The organism is Mycolicibacterium pallens (assembly GCF_019456675.1).
Taxonomy (GTDB): domain Bacteria; phylum Actinomycetota; class Actinomycetes; order Mycobacteriales; family Mycobacteriaceae; genus Mycobacterium; species Mycobacterium crocinum.
Genome location: NZ_CP080333.1, coordinates 5,322,136 through 5,347,058, shown reverse-complemented (window position 1 = coordinate 5,347,058; position 24,923 = coordinate 5,322,136). Strand labels below are relative to the sequence as shown.

Annotated in this window: 24 protein-coding genes; 10 read left to right on the top strand and 14 right to left on the bottom strand. The window is 67.1% G+C overall.

The genetic code is table 11. The annotated features are described in order from the left end of the window. Positions 1-3 precede the first annotated feature (3 nt). The gene (locus K0O64_RS26080) at positions 4-2,109 is read left to right on the top strand and encodes an acyl-CoA dehydrogenase family protein (RefSeq protein ID WP_071948951.1); all 2,106 of its coding nucleotides are present in this window, start codon (positions 4-6) and stop codon (positions 2,107-2,109) included. Here the strand turns inward: K0O64_RS26080 and K0O64_RS26075 are convergent. Further along, positions 2,106-2,642, bottom strand: a complete 537-nt coding sequence (locus tag K0O64_RS26075) for a hypothetical protein (protein ID WP_071948952.1) — start codon at positions 2,640-2,642, stop codon at positions 2,106-2,108. The two genes, K0O64_RS26080 and K0O64_RS26075, sit on opposite strands and share 4 nt — an antisense overlap. A gap of 57 nt (positions 2,643-2,699) precedes the next feature. Next, the gene (locus tag K0O64_RS26070) at positions 2,700-3,767 is read right to left on the bottom strand and encodes a ferredoxin--NADP reductase (protein ID WP_096312375.1); all 1,068 of its coding nucleotides are present in this window, start codon (positions 3,765-3,767) and stop codon (positions 2,700-2,702) included. A 143-nt stretch (positions 3,768-3,910) separates the two neighbouring features. Between K0O64_RS26070 and hsaA the strand changes: the two genes are divergently transcribed. Genes hsaA through hsaB form a run of 3 tightly spaced genes read left to right on the top strand, consistent with a single transcriptional unit; the run spans position 3,911 to position 6,609 of the window. Next, on the top strand, positions 3,911-5,095 hold the full coding sequence (gene hsaA, locus K0O64_RS26065; protein ID WP_071948954.1) for a 3-hydroxy-9,10-secoandrosta-1,3,5(10)-triene-9,17-dione monooxygenase oxygenase subunit: 1,185 nt from the start codon (positions 3,911-3,913) through the stop codon (positions 5,093-5,095). Between the two features lie 44 nt (positions 5,096-5,139). Further along, positions 5,140-6,039, top strand: coding sequence for an iron-dependent extradiol dioxygenase HsaC (gene hsaC / locus K0O64_RS26060; RefSeq protein ID WP_071948955.1), 900 nt, complete (start codon positions 5,140-5,142; stop codon positions 6,037-6,039). Positions 6,040-6,042: 3 nt separating this feature from the next. After that, complete coding sequence (gene hsaB, locus K0O64_RS26055; protein ID WP_071948956.1) at positions 6,043-6,609, top strand: 3-hydroxy-9,10-secoandrosta-1,3,5(10)-triene-9,17-dione monooxygenase reductase subunit; 567 nt, start codon at positions 6,043-6,045, stop codon at positions 6,607-6,609. On the opposite strand, the gene K0O64_RS26050 is transcribed toward hsaB, so the two are convergent. Continuing rightward, positions 6,606-7,370, bottom strand: coding sequence for an alpha/beta fold hydrolase (locus tag K0O64_RS26050; protein WP_071948957.1), 765 nt, complete (start codon positions 7,368-7,370; stop codon positions 6,606-6,608). The two genes, hsaB and K0O64_RS26050, sit on opposite strands and share 4 nt — an antisense overlap. A 44-nt stretch (positions 7,371-7,414) precedes the next feature. After that, the gene (locus tag K0O64_RS26045; RefSeq protein WP_071948958.1) at positions 7,415-8,374 is read right to left on the bottom strand and encodes a LysR family transcriptional regulator; all 960 of its coding nucleotides are present in this window, start codon (positions 8,372-8,374) and stop codon (positions 7,415-7,417) included. Positions 8,375-8,460: 86 nt separating this feature from the next. Between K0O64_RS26045 and K0O64_RS26040 the strand changes: the two genes are divergently transcribed. Next, positions 8,461-9,816 carry an MFS transporter gene (locus K0O64_RS26040; protein WP_071948959.1) on the top strand — a complete coding sequence of 452 codons (1,356 nt, stop codon included), beginning with the start codon at positions 8,461-8,463 and terminating at the stop codon, positions 9,814-9,816. Continuing rightward, entirely contained in the window at positions 9,813-10,559 is a 747-nt protein-coding gene (locus K0O64_RS26035; protein WP_071948960.1) for a 3-hydroxybutyrate dehydrogenase, read from the top strand. Before K0O64_RS26040 ends, K0O64_RS26035 begins: the two co-directional genes overlap by 4 nt. A 30-nt stretch (positions 10,560-10,589) precedes the next feature. Here the strand turns inward: K0O64_RS26035 and K0O64_RS26030 are convergent, their stop codons facing one another. Genes K0O64_RS26030 through fadD3 form a run of 7 tightly spaced genes read right to left on the bottom strand, consistent with a single transcriptional unit; the run spans position 10,590 to position 18,559 of the window. After that, a complete protein-coding gene (locus K0O64_RS26030) occupies positions 10,590-11,873 on the bottom strand; it encodes a 13E12 repeat family protein (RefSeq protein WP_071948961.1) in 1,284 nt (427 codons plus the stop codon). A 32-nt stretch (positions 11,874-11,905) separates the two neighbouring features. After that, positions 11,906-13,066: a pyridoxal phosphate-dependent aminotransferase gene (locus tag K0O64_RS26025; protein ID WP_071948962.1), complete on the bottom strand. Its 1,161-nt coding sequence runs from the start codon at positions 13,064-13,066 to the stop codon at positions 11,906-11,908. A 5-nt stretch (positions 13,067-13,071) separates the two neighbouring features. Further along, positions 13,072-13,962 (bottom strand): patatin-like phospholipase family protein, encoded by an 891-nt coding sequence (locus tag K0O64_RS26020; RefSeq protein ID WP_071948963.1) that lies wholly within the window; start codon positions 13,960-13,962, stop codon positions 13,072-13,074. A gap of 10 nt (positions 13,963-13,972) precedes the next feature. Further along, positions 13,973-14,920 (bottom strand): acyl-CoA dehydrogenase IpdE2, encoded by a 948-nt coding sequence (ipdE2, locus tag K0O64_RS26015; protein ID WP_071948964.1) that lies wholly within the window; start codon positions 14,918-14,920, stop codon positions 13,973-13,975. After that, on the bottom strand, positions 14,917-15,870 hold the full coding sequence (locus K0O64_RS26010) for an acyl-CoA dehydrogenase family protein (protein ID WP_071948965.1): 954 nt from the start codon (positions 15,868-15,870) through the stop codon (positions 14,917-14,919). Before K0O64_RS26010 ends, ipdE2 begins: the two co-directional genes overlap by 4 nt. Beyond that, positions 15,867-17,021 carry an acyl-CoA dehydrogenase family protein gene (locus tag K0O64_RS26005; RefSeq protein WP_071948966.1) on the bottom strand — a complete coding sequence of 385 codons (1,155 nt, stop codon included), beginning with the start codon at positions 17,019-17,021 and terminating at the stop codon, positions 15,867-15,869. The genes K0O64_RS26010 and K0O64_RS26005 overlap by 4 nt, the downstream gene beginning before the upstream one ends. Beyond that, positions 17,021-18,559, bottom strand: a complete 1,539-nt coding sequence (gene fadD3 / locus K0O64_RS26000; RefSeq protein WP_071948967.1) for a 3-((3aS,4S,7aS)-7a-methyl-1,5-dioxo-octahydro-1H-inden-4-yl)propanoate--CoA ligase FadD3 — start codon at positions 18,557-18,559, stop codon at positions 17,021-17,023. The genes K0O64_RS26005 and fadD3 overlap by 1 nt, the downstream gene beginning before the upstream one ends. A gap of 81 nt (positions 18,560-18,640) precedes the next feature. Between fadD3 and ipdE1 the strand changes: the two genes are divergently transcribed. The 4 genes from ipdE1 to fadA6 are packed head-to-tail and all read left to right on the top strand — an operon-like array spanning position 18,641 to position 22,335. Then, positions 18,641-19,789 (top strand): acyl-CoA dehydrogenase IpdE1, encoded by a 1,149-nt coding sequence (gene ipdE1 / locus K0O64_RS25995; RefSeq protein WP_071948968.1) that lies wholly within the window; start codon positions 18,641-18,643, stop codon positions 19,787-19,789. A gap of 8 nt (positions 19,790-19,797) precedes the next feature. Beyond that, positions 19,798-20,580, top strand: a complete 783-nt coding sequence (gene ipdF, locus K0O64_RS25990) for a (5R,7aS)-5-hydroxy-7a-methyl-1-oxo-2,3,5,6,7,7a-hexahydro-1H-indene-carboxyl-CoA reductase (protein WP_174714211.1) — start codon at positions 19,798-19,800, stop codon at positions 20,578-20,580. Then, positions 20,577-21,167, top strand: coding sequence for a TetR family transcriptional regulator KstR2 (kstR2, locus tag K0O64_RS25985; protein ID WP_071948970.1), 591 nt, complete (start codon positions 20,577-20,579; stop codon positions 21,165-21,167). The genes ipdF and kstR2 overlap by 4 nt, the downstream gene beginning before the upstream one ends. Before the next feature lie 10 nt (positions 21,168-21,177). Then, on the top strand, positions 21,178-22,335 hold the full coding sequence (fadA6, locus tag K0O64_RS25980) for a steroid 3-ketoacyl-CoA thiolase FadA6 (protein ID WP_071948971.1): 1,158 nt from the start codon (positions 21,178-21,180) through the stop codon (positions 22,333-22,335). 21 nt (positions 22,336-22,356) lie between these two features. Here fadA6 and K0O64_RS25975 read toward each other — a convergent pair whose 3' ends face one another. The 3 genes from K0O64_RS25975 to K0O64_RS25965 are packed head-to-tail and all read right to left on the bottom strand — an operon-like array spanning position 22,357 to position 24,886. Continuing rightward, positions 22,357-23,469, bottom strand: coding sequence for an NDMA-dependent alcohol dehydrogenase (locus tag K0O64_RS25975; RefSeq protein WP_071948972.1), 1,113 nt, complete (start codon positions 23,467-23,469; stop codon positions 22,357-22,359). Between the two features lie 50 nt (positions 23,470-23,519). Continuing rightward, complete coding sequence (locus K0O64_RS25970) at positions 23,520-24,257, bottom strand: hypothetical protein (RefSeq protein WP_071948973.1); 738 nt, start codon at positions 24,255-24,257, stop codon at positions 23,520-23,522. Next, complete coding sequence (locus tag K0O64_RS25965) at positions 24,254-24,886, bottom strand: SatD family protein (protein ID WP_071948974.1); 633 nt, start codon at positions 24,884-24,886, stop codon at positions 24,254-24,256. Before K0O64_RS25965 ends, K0O64_RS25970 begins: the two co-directional genes overlap by 4 nt. Positions 24,887-24,923 lie beyond the last annotated feature (37 nt).

The window sequence follows — 24,923 nt, the reverse complement described above, 5'->3', positions numbered from 1 at the left end:
ACGGTGTCAGCGACCATCACCGACGAACAGTTTGCCGCCCGCGAGTTGGTCCGCAGCTGGGCCGCCTCCTCCGGCGCTCTGGCCGCTGTTCGCGATGTCGAGCACGGCACCCCGGACGCGTGGCGCCCGGTCTACCGTGGCCTGGCCGAGCTGGGGCTGTTCGGTGTCGCGGTGCCCGAGGAGGCCGGCGGGGCCGGGGGCTCCATCCAGGATTTGTGCGCCATGGTCGAGGAGGCGGCGCGGGCGCTGATCCCCGGGCCGGTCGCGACGACCGCGGTGGCCACCCTGGTGATCACCGATCCCGAGGTGCTCGACGCGCTGGCCTCGGGAGAGGCGACGGCGGGCCTGGCGCTGGGCGGCGAGCTGCGCAAAGACGGTGATCAGGTATCCGGCACCGCGGAGTACGTCCTCGGCGCCGACACCTCCGGCGTGCTGCTCCTGCCGGTCGGTGACGACGTCGTCATCGTCGACGCCGCGGCCGACGGGGTGACCGTCGACCTGCTGACCGCCACCGACTTCTCTCGCCCGCTGGCCCGGGTGACGCTGAACTCCGTTCCCGCCACCGCACTCGCAGTCTCGCGGCGCCGGTTCGAGGATCTGACCGCCACCGTGCTGGCCGCCGAGACCGCGGGTGTAGCCCGCTGGACGTTGGACACCGCCGTCGAATACGCGAAGGTGCGCGAGCAGTTCGGCAAGCCGATCGGCAGCTTCCAGGCCATCAAGCACATGTGCGCGGAAATGCTGCTGCGCTCCCAGCAGGCCGCCGTCGCCGCCGCCGACGCGGCGGTCGCCGCATCCGGCGACGACGAACAGCAGCTGTCGATCGCCGCCGCCATCGCCGCCGCGATCGGCATCGAGTCGGCAAAGGCCAACGCCAAGGACTGCATCCAGGTGCTGGGCGGCATCGGCATCACCTGGGAGCACGATGCGCACCTGTACCTGCGCCGCGCCTACAGCATCGGCCAGATCCTGGGCGGACGCCCGGCATGGCTGCGTCGGGTCGCCGCGCTGACGCTGAACGGTGTGCGCCGCGAGCTGCACATCGATCTGGACTCCGTCGCGCACCTGCAGCCCGAGATCGCCGCGGCCGTCGCCGAAGTCGCGAAGCTGCCTGCCGACCAGCGGCAGCCCGCTCTGGCCGACAGCGGTCTGCTGGCACCGCACTGGCCCAAGCCCTACGGCCGCGAGGCGTCACCGGCCGAGCAGCTGCTCATCGACTCCGAGATGGCCAAGGCTGACGTACAGCGCCCCGATCTGGTGATCGGCTGGTGGGCGGTGCCGACAATCCTGGAGGGCGGCACGCCTGAGCAGATCGACAAGTTCGTGCCGGCCACCCTGCGCGGTGAGATCATCTGGTGCCAGCTGTTCTCCGAGCCGGGCGCCGGCTCCGATCTGGCCGCGCTGCGTACGAAAGCCGTTCGCGCCGAAGGCGGTTGGAAGCTGACCGGCCAGAAGGTGTGGACGTCGGCCGCGCAGAAGGCGCACTGGGGTGTGTGCCTGGCCCGAACGGACCCGGAGGCGCCGAAGCACAAGGGCATCACCTACTTCCTGATCGACATGCGCTCGCCGGGCATCGTGGTGCGCCCGCTGCGGGAGATCACCGGTGACGAGCTGTTCAACGAGGTCTTCTTCGATGACGTGTTCGTGCCCGACGATATGGTCGTCGGCACCGTTAACGACGGATGGCGTTTGGCGCGAACCACTTTGGCCAACGAGCGGGTCGCGATGGCGCAGGGCACCGCGCTGGGCAATCCGGTTGAGGAGATGCTGCGCTCGGTGGCTGAACGTGAACTCGACACCGCGCTGCAAGATCAGACGGCCAAGCTGATCCTGTCCGCGCAGGCCGGGTCACTGCTCGATCAGCGCATCGCGCAACTGGCGGTCGGTGGACAGGACACCAGTGCAGAAGCCAGCGCCCGCAAGCTGATTGGGGTTCGGCACCGCCAGGCGCTTGCAGAGTTCCGGCAGGAGCTGTCCGAGTCGGGCGGCCTGACCGTCGACGGGTTCGTGCACGACTTCCTCAACACCCGCTGCCTGACGATCGCCGGCGGCACCGAGCAGATCCTGCTCACCATGGCCGGCGAGCGGCTGCTCGGCCTGCCGCGCTAGGAGAACCGCGGCTGCGCGCAGGTGCTCGGCGAGGTGATGTTCACCCCGCTGTAGACCACCTGCACGTGCGCGCAGACGATCACGGTGCCCTCGGTCCGCGGCTGACCCGTGGAATAGTCTGTGGGCCAAATGGTTCCGGTGGTCACATACTTGTCCGGCGGGCCGCCGCCGAAGTAGATCGTGGTGATCACGTCGGGGCCGCCCTCTTTGAAGACCTTGGTGAACGGGCCCCCGTCGGCTTTCACATCGAGGTAGGTGGTCCGGTCCAGCGAGCGGACTTCGGTGCTCTGCCGGGCCCACAGGTCGTCCGGAAATCCGGTGACCCCGTCGGGGGTGCGCAGATTGGTGGCGGTATAGAACTGGCACGTCTTGGCGGTGACGGAACAGTCCACCCGCGTGTGCATTTCGAGCTGGGTGGTGTCGTCGATCGGGAACGACGTGTCAGCGGTGTCGACGGCGGCTCCGGCCGGCGGTGCGAGTCCGATCGCCAAACCCGCCGCGGCAACCGCGCCGATCAGCCGAGGAAGCGCCATGCTGTGGTGTCCTATCTCCCGCCGTCCCCCGACACCTCATGACAACCTAACGCCGCCCTACTCGTCGTAGGTGACTTCGACCGAATCGGAGATCGGCCGCGCCTGGCACGCCAGGATCAAGCCCTCGTCGATGTCGCTGGGCTCCAGGACGTCGTTGATGTCCATCTCGACGTCGCCGCTGCGCTTGACCACCGCGCACGCTCCGCAATGCCCCTCGCGGCAGGAGAACGGCACGTCGAGCCCCTTGTCGAGGAGCACGTCGAGCAGCTTGGCGCTGCGCGGCCACGACACGGTGTGCGTCTGCCCGTCGAGTTCGACGACGGCGCTGGCCGGCGGTTCGTCACCCTCGTCGGTGATCTTCACCGCGGCGAAGGGATCGGTGTCCAGCGAGCGGAACACCTCGATGTGCACCTGCTTGGCCGGCACGTTCAGCGACTCCAAGGCCTGCTCGGCGGCCTGCATAAACGGTCCCGGCCCGCAGATGAACGCCTGCCGGTCGGTGTAGGGCGCCATCAGCTTGCCGAGCGCCTCGGTGCTGGGCAGCCCCTGCACCGACTCCAGCCAGTGCACGACTGTCAGGCGGTCGGGGTACTTGGCGGCCAGATCGCGCAAGGTGCTGCCGAAGATCACCGACTTCTCGTCGCGGTTGGCGTACAGCAGCGTCACCTGGCCGCTGCCCTCCGAGAGCGCCGACTTGCAGATGGCCAGCATCGGGGTGATCCCGCTGCCGGCCGCGATCAGCAGGAAATCGGTGTCCAAGGTCTTGGGCACGAAGGTGCCCGACGGGGCGAGCACGTGGATCTTCATCCCGCGATGGGCGTGGTCGCACAGCCAGTTCGACGCGTATCCGTCGGCGGTGCGCTTGACGGTGACGGTCAGCGCGTCGTCGGTGAACGGCGAGCTGCACAGCGAGTAGCAGCGCGCCACCGAACCCGTGCGGTCGCTCGGGATGCGCAGCGTCAGGAATTGGCCCGGTGCGTAGCGCAGGCGATCGGCCGGGATGTCGGCACCGGCGGGGACGCCGAACACCAGCGATCGCGAGTCGTCGGTCTCGGCGACTACGTCGGTCACTTCCAACTCGAGCACATGGCTGCCCAGTGGCTCGTCGGGTGGAACCTGCGTCACGGTGTTCAGCCTTCCTCCGCCTAACTAGAACAGGTTACAGAAATAGGTTTATATATCGCTACCAGCCGCAGGCTCGCCCTGCTCGACACAAATCGTAACGTGTTCTAGTCTTGGGTCCAGTACCACACTCTGGGAGGCATGCAGTGACGTCTATTCAACAGCGTGACGCGAAGGCGGTTCTCACCGGCATCGATGAACTGCTGCCCAAACTCCGCGAGCGCGCACAGCAGACCGAGGACCTGCGTCGGATCCCCGACGCCACCATCGCCGAACTGGACGAGGTGGGCTTCTTCAAGCTGCTCCAGCCCGAGCAGTGGGGCGGCCTGCAGACCGATCCGACGGTCTTCTACGAGGCGGTTCGCCGCCTGGCCAGCGCCTGCGGCTCGACCGGCTGGGTGGCCGGCATCCTCGGCGTGCACAACTGGCATATGGCGCACTTTGACCAGCAGGCTCAGGAAGACGTCTGGAGCGCGGATCCGACGGTCCGGATCTCCTCGTCGTACGCCCCGATGGGTGCCGGTGTCGTCACCGATGGCGGATACATCGTCAACGGTGCCTGGCACTGGTCGTCGGGATGTGACCACGCCACGTGGACCTTCGTCGGCGGCCCGGTCATCAAGGACGGCAGGCCGGTCGACTTCGGCAGCTTCCTGGTCCCGCTCGGTGACTACACCATCGAGGACGACTGGCACGTGGTCGGCCTCAAGGGCACCGGCTCCAACACGCTGGTGATGAAGGACGTCTTCGTTCCCCGCCACCGGTTCACGTCGTTCAAGGCGATGGGCGATCTAACGTCGCCGGGCCTACAGACCAACACCGCGCCGGTGTACAAGATGCCGTGGGGCACCATGCATCCCACGACCATCTCCACTCCGATCGTGGGGATGGCCTATGGCGCTTACGACGCTCACGTCGAACACCAGGGCAAGCGGGTGCGCGCCGCGTACGCCGGGGAGAAGGCCAAGGACGATCCGTTCGCCAAGGTCCGCATCGCCGAGGCGTCCAGTGATATCGACGCGGCCTGGACCCAGCTGTCGGGCAATCTGGCCGCCGAGTATGCATTGCTCCTGGCGGGTGAGGAGATTCCGCTGGAGTTGCGGGCCAAGGCTCGCCGGGATCAGGTACGCGCCACCCAGCGCGCGATCGCCTCGGTCGACCGGCTCTTCGAGAGCGCCGGTGCCACCGCATTGGGCACCGACACTCCGCTGCAACGGTTCTGGCGTGACGCGCACGCCGGCCGGGTGCACGCCGCCAACGACGCGGAGCGCGCCTACGTGATGTTCGGCAACCAGGAATTCGGGCTGCCGCTCGGCGACACGATGGTCTAATCGGTTCGACAAGCTGACGATCGACTTTTCTCGGAGGGTGGGGCATGACGCTAAAAGCGCTCGGCTACATGCGAATCGAGGCCACCGATGTGGGGGCCTGGCGGGATTTCGGCACCAAGGTGCTCGGCATGGTGGAGGGCGACGGGGCGATCCCCGACGCGCTGTATCTGCGGATGGACGAGTTCGCCGCCCGGCTGGTGATCGTGCCCGGCGAGAAGGACCGGTTGCTGGTCTCCGGCTGGGAGGTCGCCGATGCCGCCGCGCTGCAGACCCTGCGCGAGACGTTGGGTAAGGCGGGCGTCGACTTCACCGAGGGCACCCGCGAGGAGAAGTCCGAACGGCGCGTCGAAGGCCTGATCCGGTTCTCCGATCCGGCAGGCAATGTCCTGGAAGCGTTCCACGGTGCGCAGTACCTCGGCCGCCGCTTCGTCAGCCCGTATGGCCACAAGTTCGTCACCGCCGAACAGGGTTTGGGTCACGTCGTGCTGACCTGTGACGACGACGCCGCCGCGCAGGCGTTCTACCAGGACGTGCTCGGCTTCCGTCTGCGCGACTCGATGAGCCTGCCCCCGGAGATCGCGGGCCGCCCGGCCGACGGTGATCCGATCTGGCTGCGCTTCTACGGCTGCAACCCGCGCCACCACGCGCTGGCCTTCATGCCGATGCCCAACCCGACCGGCATCGTGCACCTGATGGTCGAGGTGGAGAACTCCGACGACGTCGGCCTGTGCCTGGACCGTGCGTTGCGGCGCAAGGTGAAGATGTCGGCGACCCTCGGCCGCCACACCAATGACAAGATGCTGTCCTTCTACATGAAGACACCCGGCGGCTTCGACGTCGAATTCGGTTGCGAGGGACTGGAAGTCGACGATAAGGACTGGATCGCCCGGGAGAGTACCGCCGTCAGCCTCTGGGGCCACGACTTCTCCGTCGGATTCAAGTAGCCGATGACCTCCTCGGAGATCGACCCCCGCACGTTCCGCCACGTGCTGGGGCAGTTCTGCACCGGCATCACGATCATCACCACGGTGCATGACGACACTCCGGTCGGCTTCGCCTGTCAGTCGTTCGCGGCGTTGTCGCTCGAGCCGCCCCTGGTGCTGTTCTGCCCGACCAAGCTGTCGCGGTCCTGGGCGGCCATCGAGGCCAGCGGGAAGTTCTGCGTCAACGTCCTGCACGAGAAGCAGAAGCATGTGTCGGCCCGGTTCGGATCGAAGGAACCGGACAAGTTCGCCGGAATCGACTGGACCCCAAGCAAACTCGGCTCGCCAGTGATCGAAGGGACGTTGGCCCATATCGACTGCACCGTGCACTCGGTGCACGACGGCGGTGACCACTTCGTGGTGTTCGGTGCCGTCCACTCACTGTCGGAAGTGCCGGAGAAGAAGCCGCGGCCGCTGCTGTTCTACCGCGGCGAATACACCGGCATCGAGCCGGACAAGAACAGCCCGGCGCAGTGGCGCGACGACCTCGACGCATTCCTCACCACCACGACCACCGACACCTGGCTCTAACGTTGTTCGTCGATGAAGGCGACGATCGCCGCGGCCACTTCCCGGTGCACCGTCTCGTTCAGGATGTCGTGATGGGCACCCGCGAACTCCTGCAGCCGTAGCGGTTCGATCTGTTCGGCGTAGGCGCGCAGTGCACTCACCGGCGCGATCGGGTCGAGCTCACCGTGAATGGCCAGGGTCGGCACGGCCAGTTTCGGCAGCTCGGCACCGAAGTGGTCCCACGCCCGGTCGAGTTCACGGGCCAGCGTGCCGCCGTCGGCGTCGACGAACGCCAGCGGGTCGTTTTCCAACGAGTCCAGGTAGAACGGGTCGCCCGACAGCCAGCCCGGGTCGAGCTCGACGGCGTCGCCGCCGAGCAACTCCGGTACCGGAACCAGGGGTGCTCCCGAGATGACCGCTGCGGCATAGCGTTTCGGATTCTTCAGCAGCCGGAACAGTGTCACCACCGAGCCGAACGAATGCCCTTGCGCGATCAGCGGGATCCCAGGTGTCTGCTGCTCGGCCAGGTCGGTGAGCGAATCGGCCAGCGCCGAACTGTCCTCGATCGACCCGAAGTCGCCGCGGTCGCCCGGGGACAGTCCGTGGCCGAACTGGTCGACGGCCCACAGGTCGATGCCTGCGGCGTTGAGGGCGAAGCCCAGCCGATGGTAGACGCCGGTGTGCTCGCCGAACCCGTGCAGGAAGATGACCGCCGCGCGCGGTTCGGCGGCGGCCCAGTGCCGGTAGTAGGCGCGGCCGCGGTCGTGATCGATGAAGGGCATGGTCTGAGCCCACCAGCTCCGGCGGTGGCGCGCAACACTTTCGCTCAGCGCGCGCCCGTGCCGAGGAGTGCGTCACGCATCTCGTGCATCCGAGACTTGATGGCCTCGACGAACGCCGACACCTCGGGCCTACGCAGCGTCTCGATGCGGGCCACCAGCCAGTAACTCAGCGGCAGGGCCAACCGGTCGGGCAGCACGCGCACGAGATCGTCGTGGCGGTCGGCCATGAAGCACGGCAGCAGTCCGAGGCCCGCCGCCGCCCGGGTCGCCTCGACGTGGACGAAGACGTTGGTGGATGTCACCGACTCCCGCATGGGCGGCACCGAACTCGATGCCAGGTCCAGATCGTCGACCTGCAGCATGGAGTCGATGAAGTAGACCAGCGGATGGTGCGCAAGGTCGGCGATTGTCGCGGGGCTGCCGTGGCGGTCCAGGTAGCCGCGCGCCCCGTAGAGCCCCAGGCGGTACTCGCCCAGATGCACTGCCGTGGCACGCCGTACCTGAGGTTCGCCGACCACCACCTCGATATCCAGCCCGGAGCGCTGCTGGGACGCCCGCCGGGTCGCGGTGACGATCTCGACCGTCACGCGCGGGTGCCTGCGCTGCATGTGGGCGGCGGCGGGTGCCGCGATATAGGCGCTGAAACCGTCGGTCGCCGACAACCGCACCACACCCTCGAGGGGACGGGTGCCATCGCTGCTCGGCGCCAGCGAGCGCACGGCCGATTCGATGCTCTCGGCGGCGGCCAGCGCCGCGCGACCGAGGTCGGTCAGCTCCCACCCACCGGCGGCGCGCGCCAACACCCGGCCACCGAGGGTCTGCTCCAGCGCGGCGATGCGGCGCGAGATCGTGGTGTGGTTGAGACCGAGCTCGTCGGCGGCCGAGACAAACCGCCCGGACCGGCCGACGGCCAGAAGCACCAGCAGATCGTCCGCGCTGGGTCGGTGTGCGGGTGGCCCGGCCATATCTGCATATTCGCAGATGTCTCCTGCGCGTTTCGCCATTGCGCCCATGTCGACGTGCGCGAATACTCAGCGACGTGTGGCTGCGGTCACATGGGGGCATTAGGGCATACCGAGGAGGGACACCGATGAGCGTGACCAATGTGGCCGGCAACCTACGCAAGGTGGTCGCCGCCTCGATGGCCGGCACCGTCGTCGAGTGGTACGAGTTCTTCCTCTACGGCACAGCGGCCACGTTGGTCTTCAACAAGATCTTCTTCGCCAAGGGGACCAGCGATCTCGACGCCATCCTCGCCGCGTTCATCACGTATGCGGTCGGCTTCGCGGCGCGTCCGCTCGGCGGCATCGTCTTCGGTCATTTCGGCGACAAGTACGGGCGCAAGAAACTGCTGCAGTTCAGCCTGGTGCTCGTCGGTGCGTCGACATTCCTGATGGGCTGCCTACCGACGTTCGCGCAGATCGGCTACTGGGCGCCGGCGCTCCTGGTGGTCCTGCGATTCCTTCAGGGCTTCGCGGTCGGCGGGGAGTGGGGCGGTGCGGTGCTGCTGGTCGCCGAGCACAGCCCCGACCGGGAGCGCGGATTCTGGGCGAGTTGGCCGCAGGCCGGTGTGCCCGTGGGCAACATCCTCGCCACCGTGGTGCTGCTGTCGTTGACCACGACGCTGTCCGAAACCGCGTTCCTGTCCTGGGGGTGGCGCGTCGGATTCTGGCTGTCGGCGGTGGTGGTGCTGATCGGCTACTACATCCGCACCAAGGTCAGCGATGCCCCCATCTTCGTCGAGGCGCAGAAGGAGGCCGAGCAGATCAAGGCCAGCTCGTACGGGGTCGTCGAGGTCCTGAAGCGTTATCCGCGTGGAGTTTTCACCGCCATGGGACTACGCGTCGCGGAGAACATCATGTACTACCTGGTGGTCACCTTCTCGATCACCTATCTCAAGGTGCAGGTGCATGCCGACACCAGCGACATCCTGTGGTGGCTGTTGGCCGCGCACGCAGTGCATTTCGTGGTCATCCCATACGCGGGACGGATGTCGGACCGCTTCGGCCGCAAGCCGGTCTACCTGGTCGGTGCGCTCGGTGCCGGCGTGTGGGGCTTCGTCGCCTTCCCGATGATGAACAGCGGGCACTACCTACTGATCATGAGCTCGATCATTCTCGGCCTGGTGATCCACGCGCTGATGTACGCGCCGCAGCCGGCGCTGATGGCCGAGATGTTCCCGACGCGCATGCGCTATTCCGGTGTGTCCCTGGGCTATCAGGTCACCGCGATCTTCGCCGGGTCGCTGGCGCCGATCATCGCGGTGAAGCTGCTGGAGGTCTACAAGTCGGCGGTGCCGATCGCGGTCTATCTGGCCGGCGCGGCGGTGATCACGCTCATCGCGCTGGCGTTCGCCCGGGAGACCAAGGGCATCGACCTCGCCGACATCGACACCGCCGATGCGCAGCGCGATGGCCGGTCGACGTCCGCCGCGGCGCCGGCATGACGGCACTGGACGGGCGCTCTGCCCTGGTCACCGGTGCGGCCAGCGGAATCGGCGCGGCGTGCGCACGTGAGCTGGCCGCCCGCGGGGCGAAGGTCACGGTCGCCGATATCGACGGTGCCGGGGCCACCGCGCTGGCCGGCGAGATCGGTGGAAAGGCTTGGGAGGTAGACCTTCTCGACGTCAAGTCGCTGGAGGAGTTGCACCTTCCGTTCGACATCTTGGTCAACAACGCCGGCCTGCAGGCGATCGACGCCATCGTTGACTATCCGCCGGAGAAGTTCCGCACGCTGCTCGCGCTGATGGTGGAGGCGCCGTTTCTGCTCGTGCGCGCGGTGCTGCCGGCGATGTACGAGCGGGGGTTCGGGCGGATCATCAACATCTCCTCGATCCACGGGCTGCGAGCCTCGGAGTTCAAGGTCGCCTACGTCACGGCTAAGCACGGTCTCGAGGGGCTGTCCAAGGTGACCGCGCTGGAAGGTGGCCCGCACGGCGTCACCAGCAACTGCGTGAACCCGGGCTATGTGCGAACGCCGTTGGTGACCAAGCAGATTGCCGACCAGGCCCGCACGCACGGCATCGACGAGCAGGAAGTGTTGGAGACGATCCTGCTCAGCGAGAGCGCGATCAAGCGGCTGGTCGAACCCGAGGAGGTCGCCGATCTGGTCGGCTGGCTGGCATCACCCGCCGCGGCGATGGTGACCGGTGCGTCGTACACGATGGACGGCGGCTGGAGCGCCCGCTGAGGCGAGCGCTCCCACTCCGATCACTGGGTGTCAAGCAGCGTCGAAAGTGACCAGGTCGACACTGAGCCGACCTTCGGTGATGCTCATCCGTCTTCGGACCGGAGGGCCGGGTGACGGTGGGGCGATGGACCGATAAGTAGCGCCGGTCGGAGTGGTGAAGTCGGCCTGATGCTGGCCGTCACATTCGGTAGTGCGTACCCGCCAGCCGCGGGCTTCCTTGGCGTAGTTGCATGCCTCGCATTCACCGAGGCCGTTGAGCGCGCTCGTAGGGCCGGATTCGCGGTGCGGTAGCGCGTGATCCCGATGGCGGATAGGGGCGTCGCAGTACGGCGTTCGGCACGTTTGGTCCCGCAGTCCGATGAACGCGGCTAATCCTCTCGGGAAAATCCGCGAACGCGATTCCATCGCAATCAGCTGTCCGCTGTCGGGATGCCGATAGAGCCGCCGCAACGTGTTTCTGCCAGCTTCATCGACGGCGGCGTCGCCGACGATCTTGCAGGCGAACCCGGCGGGCACCGGACCGTAGCCGTCCAACCATGCCGACTCATTGTCGTCACCAGCCAAGGTGGTATCCGCCATTACCAGGTTGAGTGACACCGGAACCGGCCCCTCTGCCGGCCTGCCGGTGATGCGCTCCACCACGGTGTCGGCCATGACCTGGCCTCGGGAGCGTCCGTCGCAGGTGGTGTCTGCCTCGCGTTTGAGCGTGGCGTATACGGCGACTCCTTGCGCGACGGGCAACAACACCGTTACGTAGGCCATGGTGTCCGGCGCCGGCCGGATCCATACGCACCGGTCGGCCGCGGCGTTGGCACTGCGTTCGACTACAGCTTGCGCGTCCAGGCGCACGGCGATCTTCTTCGCCTCGGCCGCAACCCGCTTGTCGCCCCAGCCCTCCAATGCGGAAGTGTCGCCGCACAGTTCGGTATCCAGCTGTCGTCTGTGCTCGATCGAAAGACATGCTGACTCTCGCACGATCAGCGTCGCGCGCCACTCAGTGAGTGCACCGCATTCCAGGGCTGCAAGGGTGTGCGGCATCTCGCGCACGAGGGCGGTCGCCAATCCGAGGTGTTGACCACCCCGTTTCGGGGCGACACGGCGAGCGAGGGCAATCTCGTTAGCCAGTCCGCGTCCGCGTTTCCGCTTCGGGACACCTGCTGCCGCTTCCGCCGCATGGCGCTTGGTCGCCCATGCTTCTGTTGCGCGAGCCTGTGCGGCGGCTGCGGCAGCCTTTAGCTGTTCGAGCCGCTCGACGACCCCACGCAGCGTCGCCTCGTCGGCGTCAGCGTCGAACTCGAACAAACTTTCGAACATGTGGTCGACGGTACCCCGACCCACCGACAACTTCAGTGAAGCCAGGCTCCGAGGCGGCGTAGCGCCTCCTCGATATCGCTCGTCGGCCCGGCGAACGACAGCCGCACGAACGACCCGCCGCGCACGGTGTCGAAGTCGATCCCCGGGGCGATCGCCAATCCGGTGTCGGCCAACAGCTTTTCGCAGAAGCCCAACGAGTCCGACGTGAAATCGGAGACGTCGGCGTAGACGTAGAACGCGCCGTCGGTGGGGGCCAGCCGGGTCAGGCCGATCTCCCGCAACCCGGTCAGCAGCCGCTCCCGATTGGCCGCATAGTGGTGCAGGTGGCCTTCGCATTCCGCGATGGACTCGGGAGTGAACGCCGCCACCGCAGCGTACTGCGGCAGTACCGGCGGGCAGATCGTGAAGTTCCCGGTGAGGCAGTCGACCGCGCGACGCAGTTCCTGCGGTACCAGCAGCCAGCCCAGCCGCCAACCCGTCATCGCGAAATACTTCGAAAAGCTGTTCGCCACAACGGCATTGCGTGACGTCTGCCATGCGCACGAGGTTTCGGGTGCGCCGGGATAAACGAGCCCGTGGTACACCTCATCGCTGATCAGCCGGGCGCCGGTCGCATCGCACCACGTCGCGATCGCCGCGAGCTCCTCGGGCGGGATCACCGTACCGGTGGGGTTCGCCGGGCTTGCGACGATCACGCCCTGCACCGGCGGGTCGAGTTCGGCCAGCATCTGCACCGTCGGCTGGAATCGGGTCTCAGGCCCGCATGGGATCTCGACGACTTCACAGCCGAGCGCGGACAGGATATTGCGGTAGCAGGGATAGCCGGGGCTGGCGATGGCCACTCGGTCGCCGGCGTCGAAGCAGGCCAAGAATGCCAGCAGGAAACCGCCCGACGAGCCGGTCGTCACCACCACGTCGTCGGCGCTGACGTCCAGGCCGTAGCGGTCGGCGTAGGAACCCGCGATCGCCTGCCGCAATTCCGGGATGCCCAGCGCGACGGTATAGCCCAGCTGGTTCGCCTCCAGCGCGGCCGCGGCGGCTGCGCGCACCGGTTCGGGTGCGCCGACGCTGGGCTGTCCGGCCGACAGGTTCACCAGATCACCGTGGGTGCGCTGCCGTTCCGCGGCGGCTAGCCACACGTCCATCACATAGAACGGCGGGATTCCGGCTCGCAGGGCAACGCGGTTGTTCACCTGAGTCAGGCTAGAACACCTGCCTCCGGCGGGTGCTGACCGTACAGACCGGGACCGGCGGTGAGCCGCAGATTGTCGAGGAATCGACGCGCGTAGGTGTACGCGTCCTCGATCAACGCCGCGGTGTGACTGAAGTCCAGCGGTGACACCAACTTCGGCGACGGCCCGGGGAGGTACACCACGGGCAGCTCCTCCGCGACCAGGGCCGCCTCAGCCACCGCCTGCGAGCGCATGGTCACCAATGCGGTGTACAGCACGATGTCGGCGATGGTGTCGGTCGAGGCCGGCAGCTGACCCGGAAAGAAGCAATCCAGCACGATCAGCGAACGCGCGCCCATCGCGACGGCCTGCCGCATCGGCACGTTGGCGACGACCCCACCGTCGTAGAGGCGCAGACCGTCGTGACTCACTGGCGGATAGATGCCGGGAATGGCGGAGCTCGCGAGCAGTGCCGGCAACAACGGGCCCGAGCGAAGAATGTGCGGTGCCGCGGTGGCGACGTCCATCGTGACCGCCGCGAACGGAAGCGAAAGATCAGCGAAGTCGGTTGTCTCACCGAGGAATTCAGTGATGACCTCGGCCAGCCCAGTGTTGGGGAACAGGTGTGTCTTGACTCGCTGCAGTAGGAGAGCCTGGGCGATGAGGCCGCCCGGAAATACCCTGTCTCGGGTCATCCGCGTCCAGGCGTGCGAGAGTCGATGTGCAGCTCCGGTGGGGTCTGAGGCCAGCACTGCCCCGTTGATCGAGCCGACGGATGTGCCTACCACCAAATCCGGGCGTACGTCGCGCTCCATGAGCGCCTGGAGCATTCCGACCTGGATCGCGCCGAGACTCCCGCCACCGCCCAGGACATAGCCAATCGGCCGAGGGAGATTCTCGACGGAGCCGCTGGCCATGCTGCCTAGGCTAAAGCACTTCGGATTCGAGCCGACGCAGTTGGTCGCCGACCGAGCCGAGTAGCTGGGCACTGCCGTGCGCCCGCTTGAAGTACAGCTGGATGTCGTGCTCCCAGGTGATCGCGATACCGCCGTGCATCTGGATCGCTTCGCCCGCCACCTTGGTGAACGCCTCGGTCGCGGCCAGCCGGGCCAGCGCCGCCGATGTCGGCGACGGCGCTGCGATGGCGTCGTTGACGACCGCACGAGCGGACTGCACCGCGACGTACAGATCAGCCATCCGGTGCTTGAGCGCCTGGAAGCTGCCGATCGCGCGGCCGAATTGCACCCGCTCCTTGGTGTAATCGACGGTGAGCTCCAGGCAGCGCGAGGCCGCACCGATCTGCTCGGCCGCCAACAGGATCGCCGCGGTGTCGGCCAGGCCGGGGTCGGTGCCGATCGCCACGGTGGATCCGGCAGTGAGCCGGGCCAGTCTGCGGGTGGGATCCATCGTGGTCACCGCTTCGGCGGTGACGTCGTTCCAGCGAACCAGTGACTCATCCTCGATGCCCACCACCACGTCGGCGACGTCACCGTTGACCACGTAGCCCGGGTCGAACACCACGGCGCCGATCGACTCCCCGGCGGCCAGCTGCTCGAGCGCGTCGCTGTCGGGCTCGTCGGCGGCTAGCAGGGCCAGCTCGGCGAGTGTCGTACCGAGCAGCGGCGTGGGAACCAGGCCGCGGCCCAGTTCCTCGAGAACTGCTGCGGCGTCGGCCAATTCACCACCGGCTCCACCGAGTTCCTCGGGGACCACCAGGGCGGCGACACCGACCTGCTCACACAGCTTGGACCACAGCGACTCGTCGTAGCCCCGATCGGATTCCATCGCCTCGCGCACCGCAGCCGGTGAGGCGTGCTTCTCTACCAGTGCCGCGACGGTGTCGCGGAGCATCTGCCGTTCTTCGGTGGATGTCATGCCAGTGCCTCCAGCACGCGACGGCGATGGCTGGTGGGATCGCCCCATGCCGAATGCAGCGCCTGCACCCGCAACAGCCACAGCGACAGGTCGTGTTCGGACGTGAAGCCGATAGCGCCGTGGGTCTGCAGCGACGACCGCGCAGATAGCAGCGCCGCGTCTGAGGCGGCGGCCTTGGCGGCGCTGACGTCCCGCGCGGTGTCGGGGGATCCGTCGGCCAGCGACAGCGCCGCGCCGTATACCAGCGGACGGGCCAACTCCACCGCGATGTGAACGTCGGCGAGCTTGTGCTTGATCGCCTGGTAGCTGCCGATGATCCGGCCGAATTGGCTGCGCTGCTTGGCGTATTCGACCGACATGTCCAGCATCGCCTGGGCGGCGCCGACCAGCTGGGCCGCGGTCGCCAACGCACCGAACTCGTAGGCCCGGGCCACATCGGCGTCCCGAGGGTCTCCGGCGGTGACGTCGAACAGCGTGCGGCTGGGGTCGACGGAGGAGTGTCCGTCACCGACGGTGGCGTCGCTGACGGAGCCGTCCTGCGCTACCAGCGTCAGCCCGGCGAAGTCGGCATTGACCGCACGCGGTACCGAGGGCGGTAGTGCGACCGTCGCGATCAACTCGCCGGCGGCCAAAGCGGCCGAGCGGTCATCGCCGGCCAGTAGAACGGGCGCCACCGCAATGGATTCCGCGACCGGCCCGGGAACATTCCAGCGGCCGAGCCGCTCCAGAGCGACCACCAGATCGACGGGGTGGGCCTCGATGCCGTCATACTTCTCCGCCACCGCCAGGGCGGTGACGCCCAGGTCGGTCAACGCCGACCAGATCTTGCGCGCGGGCGCGGTGTCACCGTCGGACCACGCCCGGACCGCGCCGGGTACGTCGGCGGCCCCCAAAGCGGCGTCGATACTGGCGGCGAAGTCCCGCTGCTGTTCGTCGAGTGCGAATTTCATTTCTTCGCTCCTGCGCTCGCTGAGCTTTCTCGGGGCAGCCCGAGCAGCCGCTCGGCGATGATGTTGCGCTGAATCTCGTTGGTACCGGCGTAGATCGGGCCGCCGAGTGCGAACAGCAGACCCTCGGTCCAGGTGTCGGTCAGTTCGGCGTCGGCCCCACGGAGCTCCAGTGCCGTCTGGTGCAGCGCGACGTCGAGATCCGACCAGAACACCTTGGTCACCGATGACTCGGCCCCGAGTTCACCGCCGGCGGCGATGCGGGTGACGGTGCCGAAGGTGTGCAGTCGATACGCCTGCGCCTTGATCCACGCATCGGCGACTCGGTCAGCGAACGCCGGGTCGGCGCCACGGGTGTGCCACTCCGACACCAGCCGTTCGGCTGGTGCCAGGAAACGCGCCGGGCTCCGTAGCGACATGCCGCGCTCGTTGCTCGACGTACTCATCGCCGCGCGCCAGCCGTCATGGACAGCGCCGATCACATCGGCGTCGGGCACGAAGACGTTGTCCAGGAACACTTCTCCGAAGCCGGTGTCGCCGCCGAGCTGGGCGATGGGCCGGACGGTCACCCCGTCGGCCTTGAGGTCGAACATGAAGTAGGTCAACCCGCGATGCCGTTCGGCACTGGGGTCGGAGCGGAACAGACCGAAAGCCCGGTCACCGAACGGCGCCCGGCTGCTCCAGATCTTCTGGCCGTTGAGCAACCACCCGCCGTCGGTCTGAGTGGCTGTCGAGCGCAGCGACGCCAGGTCGCTACCGGACTCCGGCTCCGACCAGGCCTGCGCCCAGATCTCCTCGCCGCTGGCCATTTTGGGCAGGACCCGGTCGAGCTGTTCTTCGGTGCCGTGCGCGAACAGGGTGGGCGCGAGCATCGACGTGCCGTTGGCGCTGGCCCGCCCGGGCGCGCCGGCTCGGAAGTACTCCTCCTCGTAGGCCACCCACTGCAGCAGGGTTGCGTCCCGGCCGCCGTACTTCTCCGGCCAGGTCACCACCGACAGGCCCGCGTCGAACAAGATGCGGTCCCAGCGCCGGTGCTGTTCGAACCCTTCGGCGTTGTCGTAGGACTTCGTCGGGAACGAGTCTTTGTGGGCCGCCAGGAAGCTCCGCACCTCGTTGCGGAACTCTTCGGTGGCGTCGTCGTAGCTGAGATCCATCAAACCATCTCTCGCAGTGTGGGTTTGACCACTTTGCCGCCGGGGTTTCGTGGCAGTGCTTCCACGAAGACCACCGAGCGCGGGGTCTTGAAATTGGCCAGGTGTTTCTTGGTGTAGTCGATCACGGCCTGCTCGTCGAGATCGCTGTCGGGACGGCGCACGATGAACGCGCGTCCGACCTCGCCGAGACGTTCGTCGGGCACACCGATGACGGCGGCGTCGGCCACCCCCTCGAGCCGGGCCAGCACCTGCTCGATCTCGGCGGGATAGACGTTGAAGCCGCCGCAGATGTACATGTCCTTGAGCCGGTCGGTGATTCGCAGATTCCCCGCCTCGTCGACGGTGCCGACATCACCGGTGTGCAGCCAACCGTCGCCGTCGATCGCCGCTGCCGTCGCCGCCGGATCGTCGAGATAACCCAGCATCACGTTCGGCCCGCGCAGAAGCACCTCACCGGCGCCGGTGTCGTCCGGGGAGTCGATGCGCAACTCGAAGTCGGCGATCGGACGACCGCAGGTGGTGGCCACGGTGACGGCGTCATCGTCGGCCCGGCACATGGTGCCGAACCCGTTGGCCTCGGTGAGTCCGTATGCGGTGAGCACGATGTCGAAGTCGAGCTCGGCCTGCATGCGTTCGATCAACACGACGGGCACCGTTGCCGCGCCGGTCACCGCGAACCGCAGCGAGCTCAGGTCGTACTGCTTGCGGGCCGGGTGATCCAACAGCGTCTGGAAGATCGTCGGTGGTCCGGGCACCACGGTGATGCGCTTCTCGGCGATCACCCGCATGGCCTGCTCGGGATCGAAGGTCAGCTGAGGGATCAGGGTGGCACCGGTCTGCAGGCAGGCCAGGATGCCGGCCTTGTATCCGAAGTTGTGGAAGAACGGGTTGATGCACAGATAGCGGTCGGCGCTGGTGAGTTGGCCGCACTCCGCCCACGCTGCCGGGGCGGCAAGCGACTGCCGGTGCGCGCAGAGCACACCTTTGCTGCGGCCGGTGGTGCCCGAGGTGAACAGGACATCGGACGGGTCGTCGGGGCGCACCGCGGCGGCGCGGGCATCGACCTCCGACACCTCTGTCTGCGGACCGGCCAGGAACTCGTCCCAGGTTCCGTCGGCCTCGTCGATCGGAATGCGAACGATGTGCCGCAGCGCGGGCAGCGCGGCCCGGTCCAGCTCACTCACCCGGTCGGCGCCCAGAAACCGACCCATGCCGAACAGCACCGGCGCCTCGGTGCGGGCCAGAATGTCGGCGGCTTCGGAGGCGGTGTAGCGAGTGTTCAACGGCACCATCACCGCGCCGGCGTACTGGATGGCCAGGCAGGCGATCACCCAGTGCCACGTGTTCGGCGACCAGATGGCGACCTTGTCGCCGGGTTGCACATCGAGCCCGATGATGGCGGCGGCCGCCCGGCGTACCTCGTCGCGCAGGTCGGCGAACGTGAAGCTGCGATCATCGGTGATCAGGGCGTCGTGGTCGGCGAATTCAACGGCCATCCGGTCCAACACCCCAGGTGTGGTGCGCGGTCGGCTCGTCATCGAGACTCCTCAAGGCTTGATACCCGGTGCATCGGGTCCCCGGGCTAACAAAGCAAGTGCTTGGTAGGTTAGCCTACAAGGGTGATCACGGTCGAGGAGTTTCGGGCGGAGGTCCGTGAGTGGCTGGCCGACAATCTCGTCGGTGACTACGCCGCGCTCAAGGGTCTCGGCGGCCCGGGTCGCGAGCATGAGGCCTTCGAGGAGCGGCTGGCCTGGAATCGGCATCTTGCCGCCGCGGGCCTGACCTGCCTGGGCTGGCCGGTCGAGCACGGCGGCCGCGGCTTGTCGGTGGCCCACCGGGTGGCCTTCTATGAGGAGTACGCGAAGGCCGACGCGCCCGACAAAGTCAACCACTTCGGTGAAGAACTTCTCGGGCCGACGCTGATCGCGTTCGGCACCCCCGAACAACAGCAGCGGTTCCTGCCGAAGATCCTCGACGTCACCGAGTTGTGGTCGCAGGGCTACTCGGAGCCGGGTGCCGGCAGCGACCTCGCCAACGTCTCGACCGCTGCCGTCCTCGACGGGGACGAGTGGGTGATCAACGGTCAAAAGGTCTGGACGTCGCTGGCCCACTGGGCGCAGTGGTGCTTTGTCGTGGCGCGCACCGAGAAGGGCTCCAAGCGCCATGCCGGCCTGTCGTTCCTGCTGGTGCCGCTGGACCAGCCCGGGGTCGAGATCCGCCCGATCATCCAGCTGACCGGTGACTCGGAATTCAACGAGGTGTTCTTCACCGACGCGCGCACCAATGCCGACCTGGTGGTCGGCGAGCCGGGTGACGGCTGGCGGGTGGCGATGGGATTGCTGACCTTCGAGCGCGGAGTGTCCACGCTGGGTCAGCAGATCCGTTATGCGCGTGAGCTTTCCGGTATCGCCGAGCTGGCCAAGACCACCGGCGCGATCGATGATCCGCTGATCCGGGAGCGGCTCGCCCGGTCCTGGGCCGGGCTGCAGACCATGCGGTCCTACGCGCTGGCGACCATGGACGTCGAGCAGCCGGGTCAAGACAATGTGTCAAAGCTGTTGTGGGCGAACTGGCATCGCGATCTCGGCGAGCTGGCCATGGACATCAAGGGCCGCTCCGGGCTGCTGCTGGCCGACGGGGAATTCGACGAGTGGCAGCGGCTGTTCCTGTTCTCGCGGGCTGACACAATCTACGGCGGGTCCAACGAGATCCAACGCAACATCATCGCCGAGCGGGTGCTCGGCCTTCCTCGAGAGGTGAAGGGCTAGTGGCGCCACTGTCGGACGTGCCTACCGAAATCGAGGGCCACGGCCTGCTGACCGGCAAGGTCGTCGTCGTGACCGCGGCGGCCGGCACCGGCATCGGATCGTCGACGGCGCGGCGCGCGCTGCTCGAAGGGGCCGACGTCGTCGTCTCCGATCACCACGAACGCCGACTGAACGAAACCCGGGACCAGTTGACCGAATTGGGCCTCGGCAGGGTCGAAGCCGTGGTGTGCGACGTCACGTCCACCGCTCAGGTCGACGCGCTGATCGCCTCCACCACCGCGCGGCTCGGCCGCCTCGACGTCCTGGTGAACAACGCCGGGCTCGGCGGCACGACTCCGGTCATCGACATGACCGACGACGAGTGGGACCGGGTGCTCAACGTGACGTTGACGTCGACGATGCGGGCGACCCGCGCGGCGCTGCGGTACTTCCGCGACGCCGGCCACGGCGGCGTCATCGTCAACAACGCCAGCGTCCTCGGGTGGCGGGCACAACATTCGCAGTCGCACTATGCCGCCGCCAAGGCCGGCGTGATGGCACTGACCCGATGCAGCGCCATCGAAGCCGTCGAGTACGGGGTGCGCATCAACGCCGTCTCGCCGAGCATCGCCCGGCACAAGTTCCTGGAGAAGACCAGTTCGGCCGATCTTCTGGACCGGCTCTCGGAAGGCGAAGCCTTCGGCCGCGCCGCCGAGCCGTGGGAGGTGGCCGCCACCATCGCCTTCCTGGCCAGCGACTACTCGAGTTACCTTACCGGCGAAGTCATTTCGGTTTCGAGCCAACGAGCGTGACAGAGCAGCCGGTCAGTCGTCGCGACGAGCTCTTGGTGCTCGCCGCGACGATGTTCGCCGAGCGCGGCCTACGTGCGACCACCGTGCGCGACATCGCCGACTCGGCGGGCATTCTGTCCGGCAGCCTCTACCACCACTTCAAAAGCAAGGAGCAGATGGTCGAGGAGGTCCTGCGTGACTTCCTGGACTGGCTGTTCGATCGCTACCAGCAGGTCATCACCACCGAACCGAATCCCCTGGAGCGGCTCAAGGGTCTGTTCATGTTGTCGTTCGAGGCCATCGAGGACCGGCACGCCCAGGTGGTGATCTACCAGGATGAAGCCAAGCGGCTGACCTCGCTGCCGCAGTTCGACTTCGTCGAGACCCGCAACAAAGAGCAGCGTCAGATGTGGCTCGACCTGCTCAACGAAGGTGTCAAGCAGGGCTACTTCCGGCCCGATATCGACGTTGACGTGGTGTACCGCTTCATCCGGGATACGACGTGGGTGTCCGTACGCTGGTATCAGCCTGGTGGCCCGCTGACGGCCGAAGATGTAGGCCGCCAATACCTTTCCATCGTCCTCGGCGGAATAGCCGCCGCAAAGTAAGGAGATTGACATGGCCCCCGCATCACAGGCATACGTCATCGACGCCGTACGCACCGCGGTCGGCAAGCGAAACGGATCGCTGGCCCACGTCCACCCCATCGACCTAGGAGTGGCGGCTTACCGCGGCATCTTCGACCGGGTCGACGTTGACCCGGGCGCCGTCGACGATGTGGTGGCCGGCTGCCTGGACACCATCGGGCCGCAGGCAGGCAACATCGCCCGCAACACCTGGCTGGCCGCCGGCTTCCCCGAAGAGGTGCCGGGCGTCACTGTCGATCGCCAGTGCGGGTCGAGCCAGCAGGCGATTTCCTTTGGCGCACAGGCCATCATGTCCGGTACCGCCGACCTGATCCTGGCCGCCGGCATGCAGAACATGAGCCGCATCCCGATCTCGTCGGCGATGACCGTCGCCGAGCAGTTCGGCTTCACCTCGCCGACGAATGAGTCGGAGAACTGGCTGCACCGCTACGGCGACCAAGAGGTGTCTCAGTTCCGCGGTGCCGAGATGATCGCCGAGAAGTGGGGCCTGTCCCGTGAGGAGATGGAGGAGTTCTCCAAGGGAAGTCACGACAAGGCGTTCGCCGCCATTCGTCACGGGAACTTCGAGAACGAGATCATCCCGGTCGGTGACTTCCGCACGGACGAGGGGCCGCGTGAGTCGACCCTGGAGAAGCTGGCCACCCTGAAGACGCTGCGCGAGGGCGGCCGGCTGACCGCCGCGATGGCCAGTCAGATCTCCGACGGTGCGAGCGCGGTGCTGCTCGCCAGCGAGCAAGCGGTCAAGGACCACAAGCTGACCCCGCGAGCCCGCATCCACCACATCAGCGCCCGCGGCGCCGACCCGGTGTTCATGCTGACCGGCCCGATCCCGGCGACGAAGTACGCACTGGACAAGGCCGGCCTGACCATCGACGACATCGACGTCGTCGAGATCAACGAAGCGTTCGCGCCGGTGGTGATGGCCTGGCTCAAGGAGACCAAGGCCGACCCGGAAAAGGTCAACCCCAACGGCGGCGCGATCGCGCTGGGTCACCCGCTCGGCGCCACCGGTGCCAAGCTGTTCGCCACCATGCTCAACGAGCTCGAGCGCCGTGGCGGCCGCTACGGGCTGCAGACGATGTGCGAAGGCGGCGGCACCGCCAACGTCACGATCATCGAACGCCTGTAACGACTTTCGCCGCCGGCCGCATCAGTGGTCGTGGAGGACGACTCCGCGGATGTTGCGGCCGGCGAGCATGTCGTCGTAGGCGTTGTTGATCTCACCCAGCTTGTATTCGTGGGTCACCGTTTCGTCGAGCAAGAGCTTGCCCTCGCGGTAGAGGCTGAGCAGCTTCGGGATGTCGGCGCGTGGGTTGGCCTGCCCGTAGAGGCTGCCGAGTAGTCGCTTCTGGAAGAGCGTGAACATCGTCATCGGCAGTACCGGCGTCACGTCCGTCATCGCCGCCAACGCGGTGAGCACCACGGTGCCACCCTTGCTGACAAGTTCCAGCGCGTCGTTGATCATCTCGCCCTTGACCAGCCCGACGGTCAGCAGCGCCGAGTCCGCCATCACACCCTTGGTGAGCTCCCGCACCAGCTCGGTGCCTTCCGCGATCGACGTCGCGAAATGGGTCGCCCCGAACAGAAAAGCTTTGTCCCGCTTGCTTTCCACGATGTCGATCACGACGATCTTCTCCGCGCCGGCCAGCCGCGCACCCTGGATCGCGCCGCTGCCGATACCGCCGCAGCCGATCACCACCACGGTGTCACCAGGGCGCACGTCGGCGGTGTTGACCGCCGAACCCCAGCCCGTCGTGACCCCGCAACCGAGCAGGCAGGCCCGGGTCAGCGGGATGTCGTCGTCAATCTTCACCAGCGACGCCTCGGGCACCGTGCCGTAAGGGGCGAAGGTGCCCAAACCGATTGCGGCGAAGATGTCTTGGCCGCGGGCATGCCTGCGGAACGTACCGTCCGGCTGCAGACCGGTGAGGATCTCCGCACCCATGTCGCACAGGTTCGACTTGCCGGTCGCGCACCAGCGGCAGCGTCCACAAGCGGGCAGGAACGCGGCGACAATGTGGTCGCCGACCTTCAGGTCGCGGACACCCGGCCCGACCTCCTGCACGATGCCCGCGCCCTCGTGCCCGCCGATCAGCGGAATGGGAGCGACCAGGTCACCGTCGCGGATGTGGTGATCGGAATGGCACAGCCCGGTGGCTTCGAACGAGACGAGGACCTCGCCGTCCTTCGGCGGATCGAGCTCGACTTCCTCGACGCTCCAGTCCTGCCCGTACTCCCACAGGATCGCGGCATTCATCTTCATGGTGCAAACGTATGACGCCGACGCCGTCCCGCGACGGCAAATCTCCAAAGCTAGCCCGCCGCCGTCAGCGCGAGCCCGCCGAGCGCGACGATCCAGCTCGCGAAACTGCCCACCAGGAAGTATTCGGTGACGTCGTCGATGCCGATACCGCCGTTCTCCCGGGCCTTTTGGGCATTGATCTCCGGGAAACGGATCACGCTTTTCGCCGCGACCACAGCTGTTGCGGCGGCCAGCTGCCCAGCCAGGCTGAGCCCGAGGATGAGTAGGCGCTCCATCGGTCCGAGCAGCCGGCCACCCTTGAGCCGGTCGGACGGCTGCGGTTCACCGGCCGGTTTGACCGACCCCACGGAACCGAGCAGCAGCCGAACCAGTTGGTTCCCGGTGACGAGTTGCAGCAGAATCACGCCTGCTGTCAACACAATTCGGTTCGGATCGGCCGCGCTCACCGGCGCCCACTCGGCCCAGGCCTTGACCGGGCCGGCCACGGACGAGCCCAGCCCGGACAGCACGATCAGCACTGCCAGCACGGCGCCGAACAACACCAGGGGCGTGACCTGCCACCGGCCTCCCGCCCGTTCCGCTCGGGTGCATGACAGTTCCCACGCGACCGCCCCGACCGCGGCGATGCCGACCAGAAGCAGGTCGCCGAGATGCAGGAGGCCGCACAGCGCGGCGGCGATCACCGAGACCACCGGGCCGGCGACGACGGCCGGCCATTGACGGTGCGTCAGCCTACGCACGATGTCGGCGCACCCGACGGCGATCAGGAACACCGCGACCCCGCTCATCGAACGTCTCGCAGCCGTTCGGACGCGAGGACCAGCAGATCCAGTCCGTCGCGCGCGGTCCGCTGGGACACCGCCGACGCGCTGATGCCTTCCATGGCCGCCAGTTCCTTCTTCGTCTTGTTGTCGAGTAATCCCCGCAGCAGCCGCAGGGATCGGGCGTCTATCGATCCAAGCAGGTGGTCCCGACATAACAGCGCGGCGTTCACGGCGTCGGGGTCGGGTCCGGCGTCGCCGTGACGGCGATAGGCGGTGCGCACCGTTGCCAGTGCCGGCTGCTGCTGCGCGGCCGCCGTCCATTCGATGGCTTCGCGCGCCGACCACCAGCCGGGGCCGTCCTGAATACCGGTTTCGGTATCGAGCACGGTCATCTCGCCCCACCCGATGCCGAAGCGGATATCGATGTCCGGCTCTGATGCCAGGCGCACCGCCAGCGCGGCGTCGATCGCGGCTCCGACCGTCGGAAAACTGCCCTGGAACTCATCGCCGACCGTAAACGCCAGCGGAGTGTCCGCCAGTATTTGATTGATACGTCGGTGCAGCTCAGCGCGGTCGGGAGCGTGCCGCGAATCGACGACATCGCCAATCAGGGCGGCACGCGGCGATGAAGCGTTAGCCTTCACTTCAGCCATAGGAAGAGTATAGCTTCATTCTGGCGAAATGAAGTGA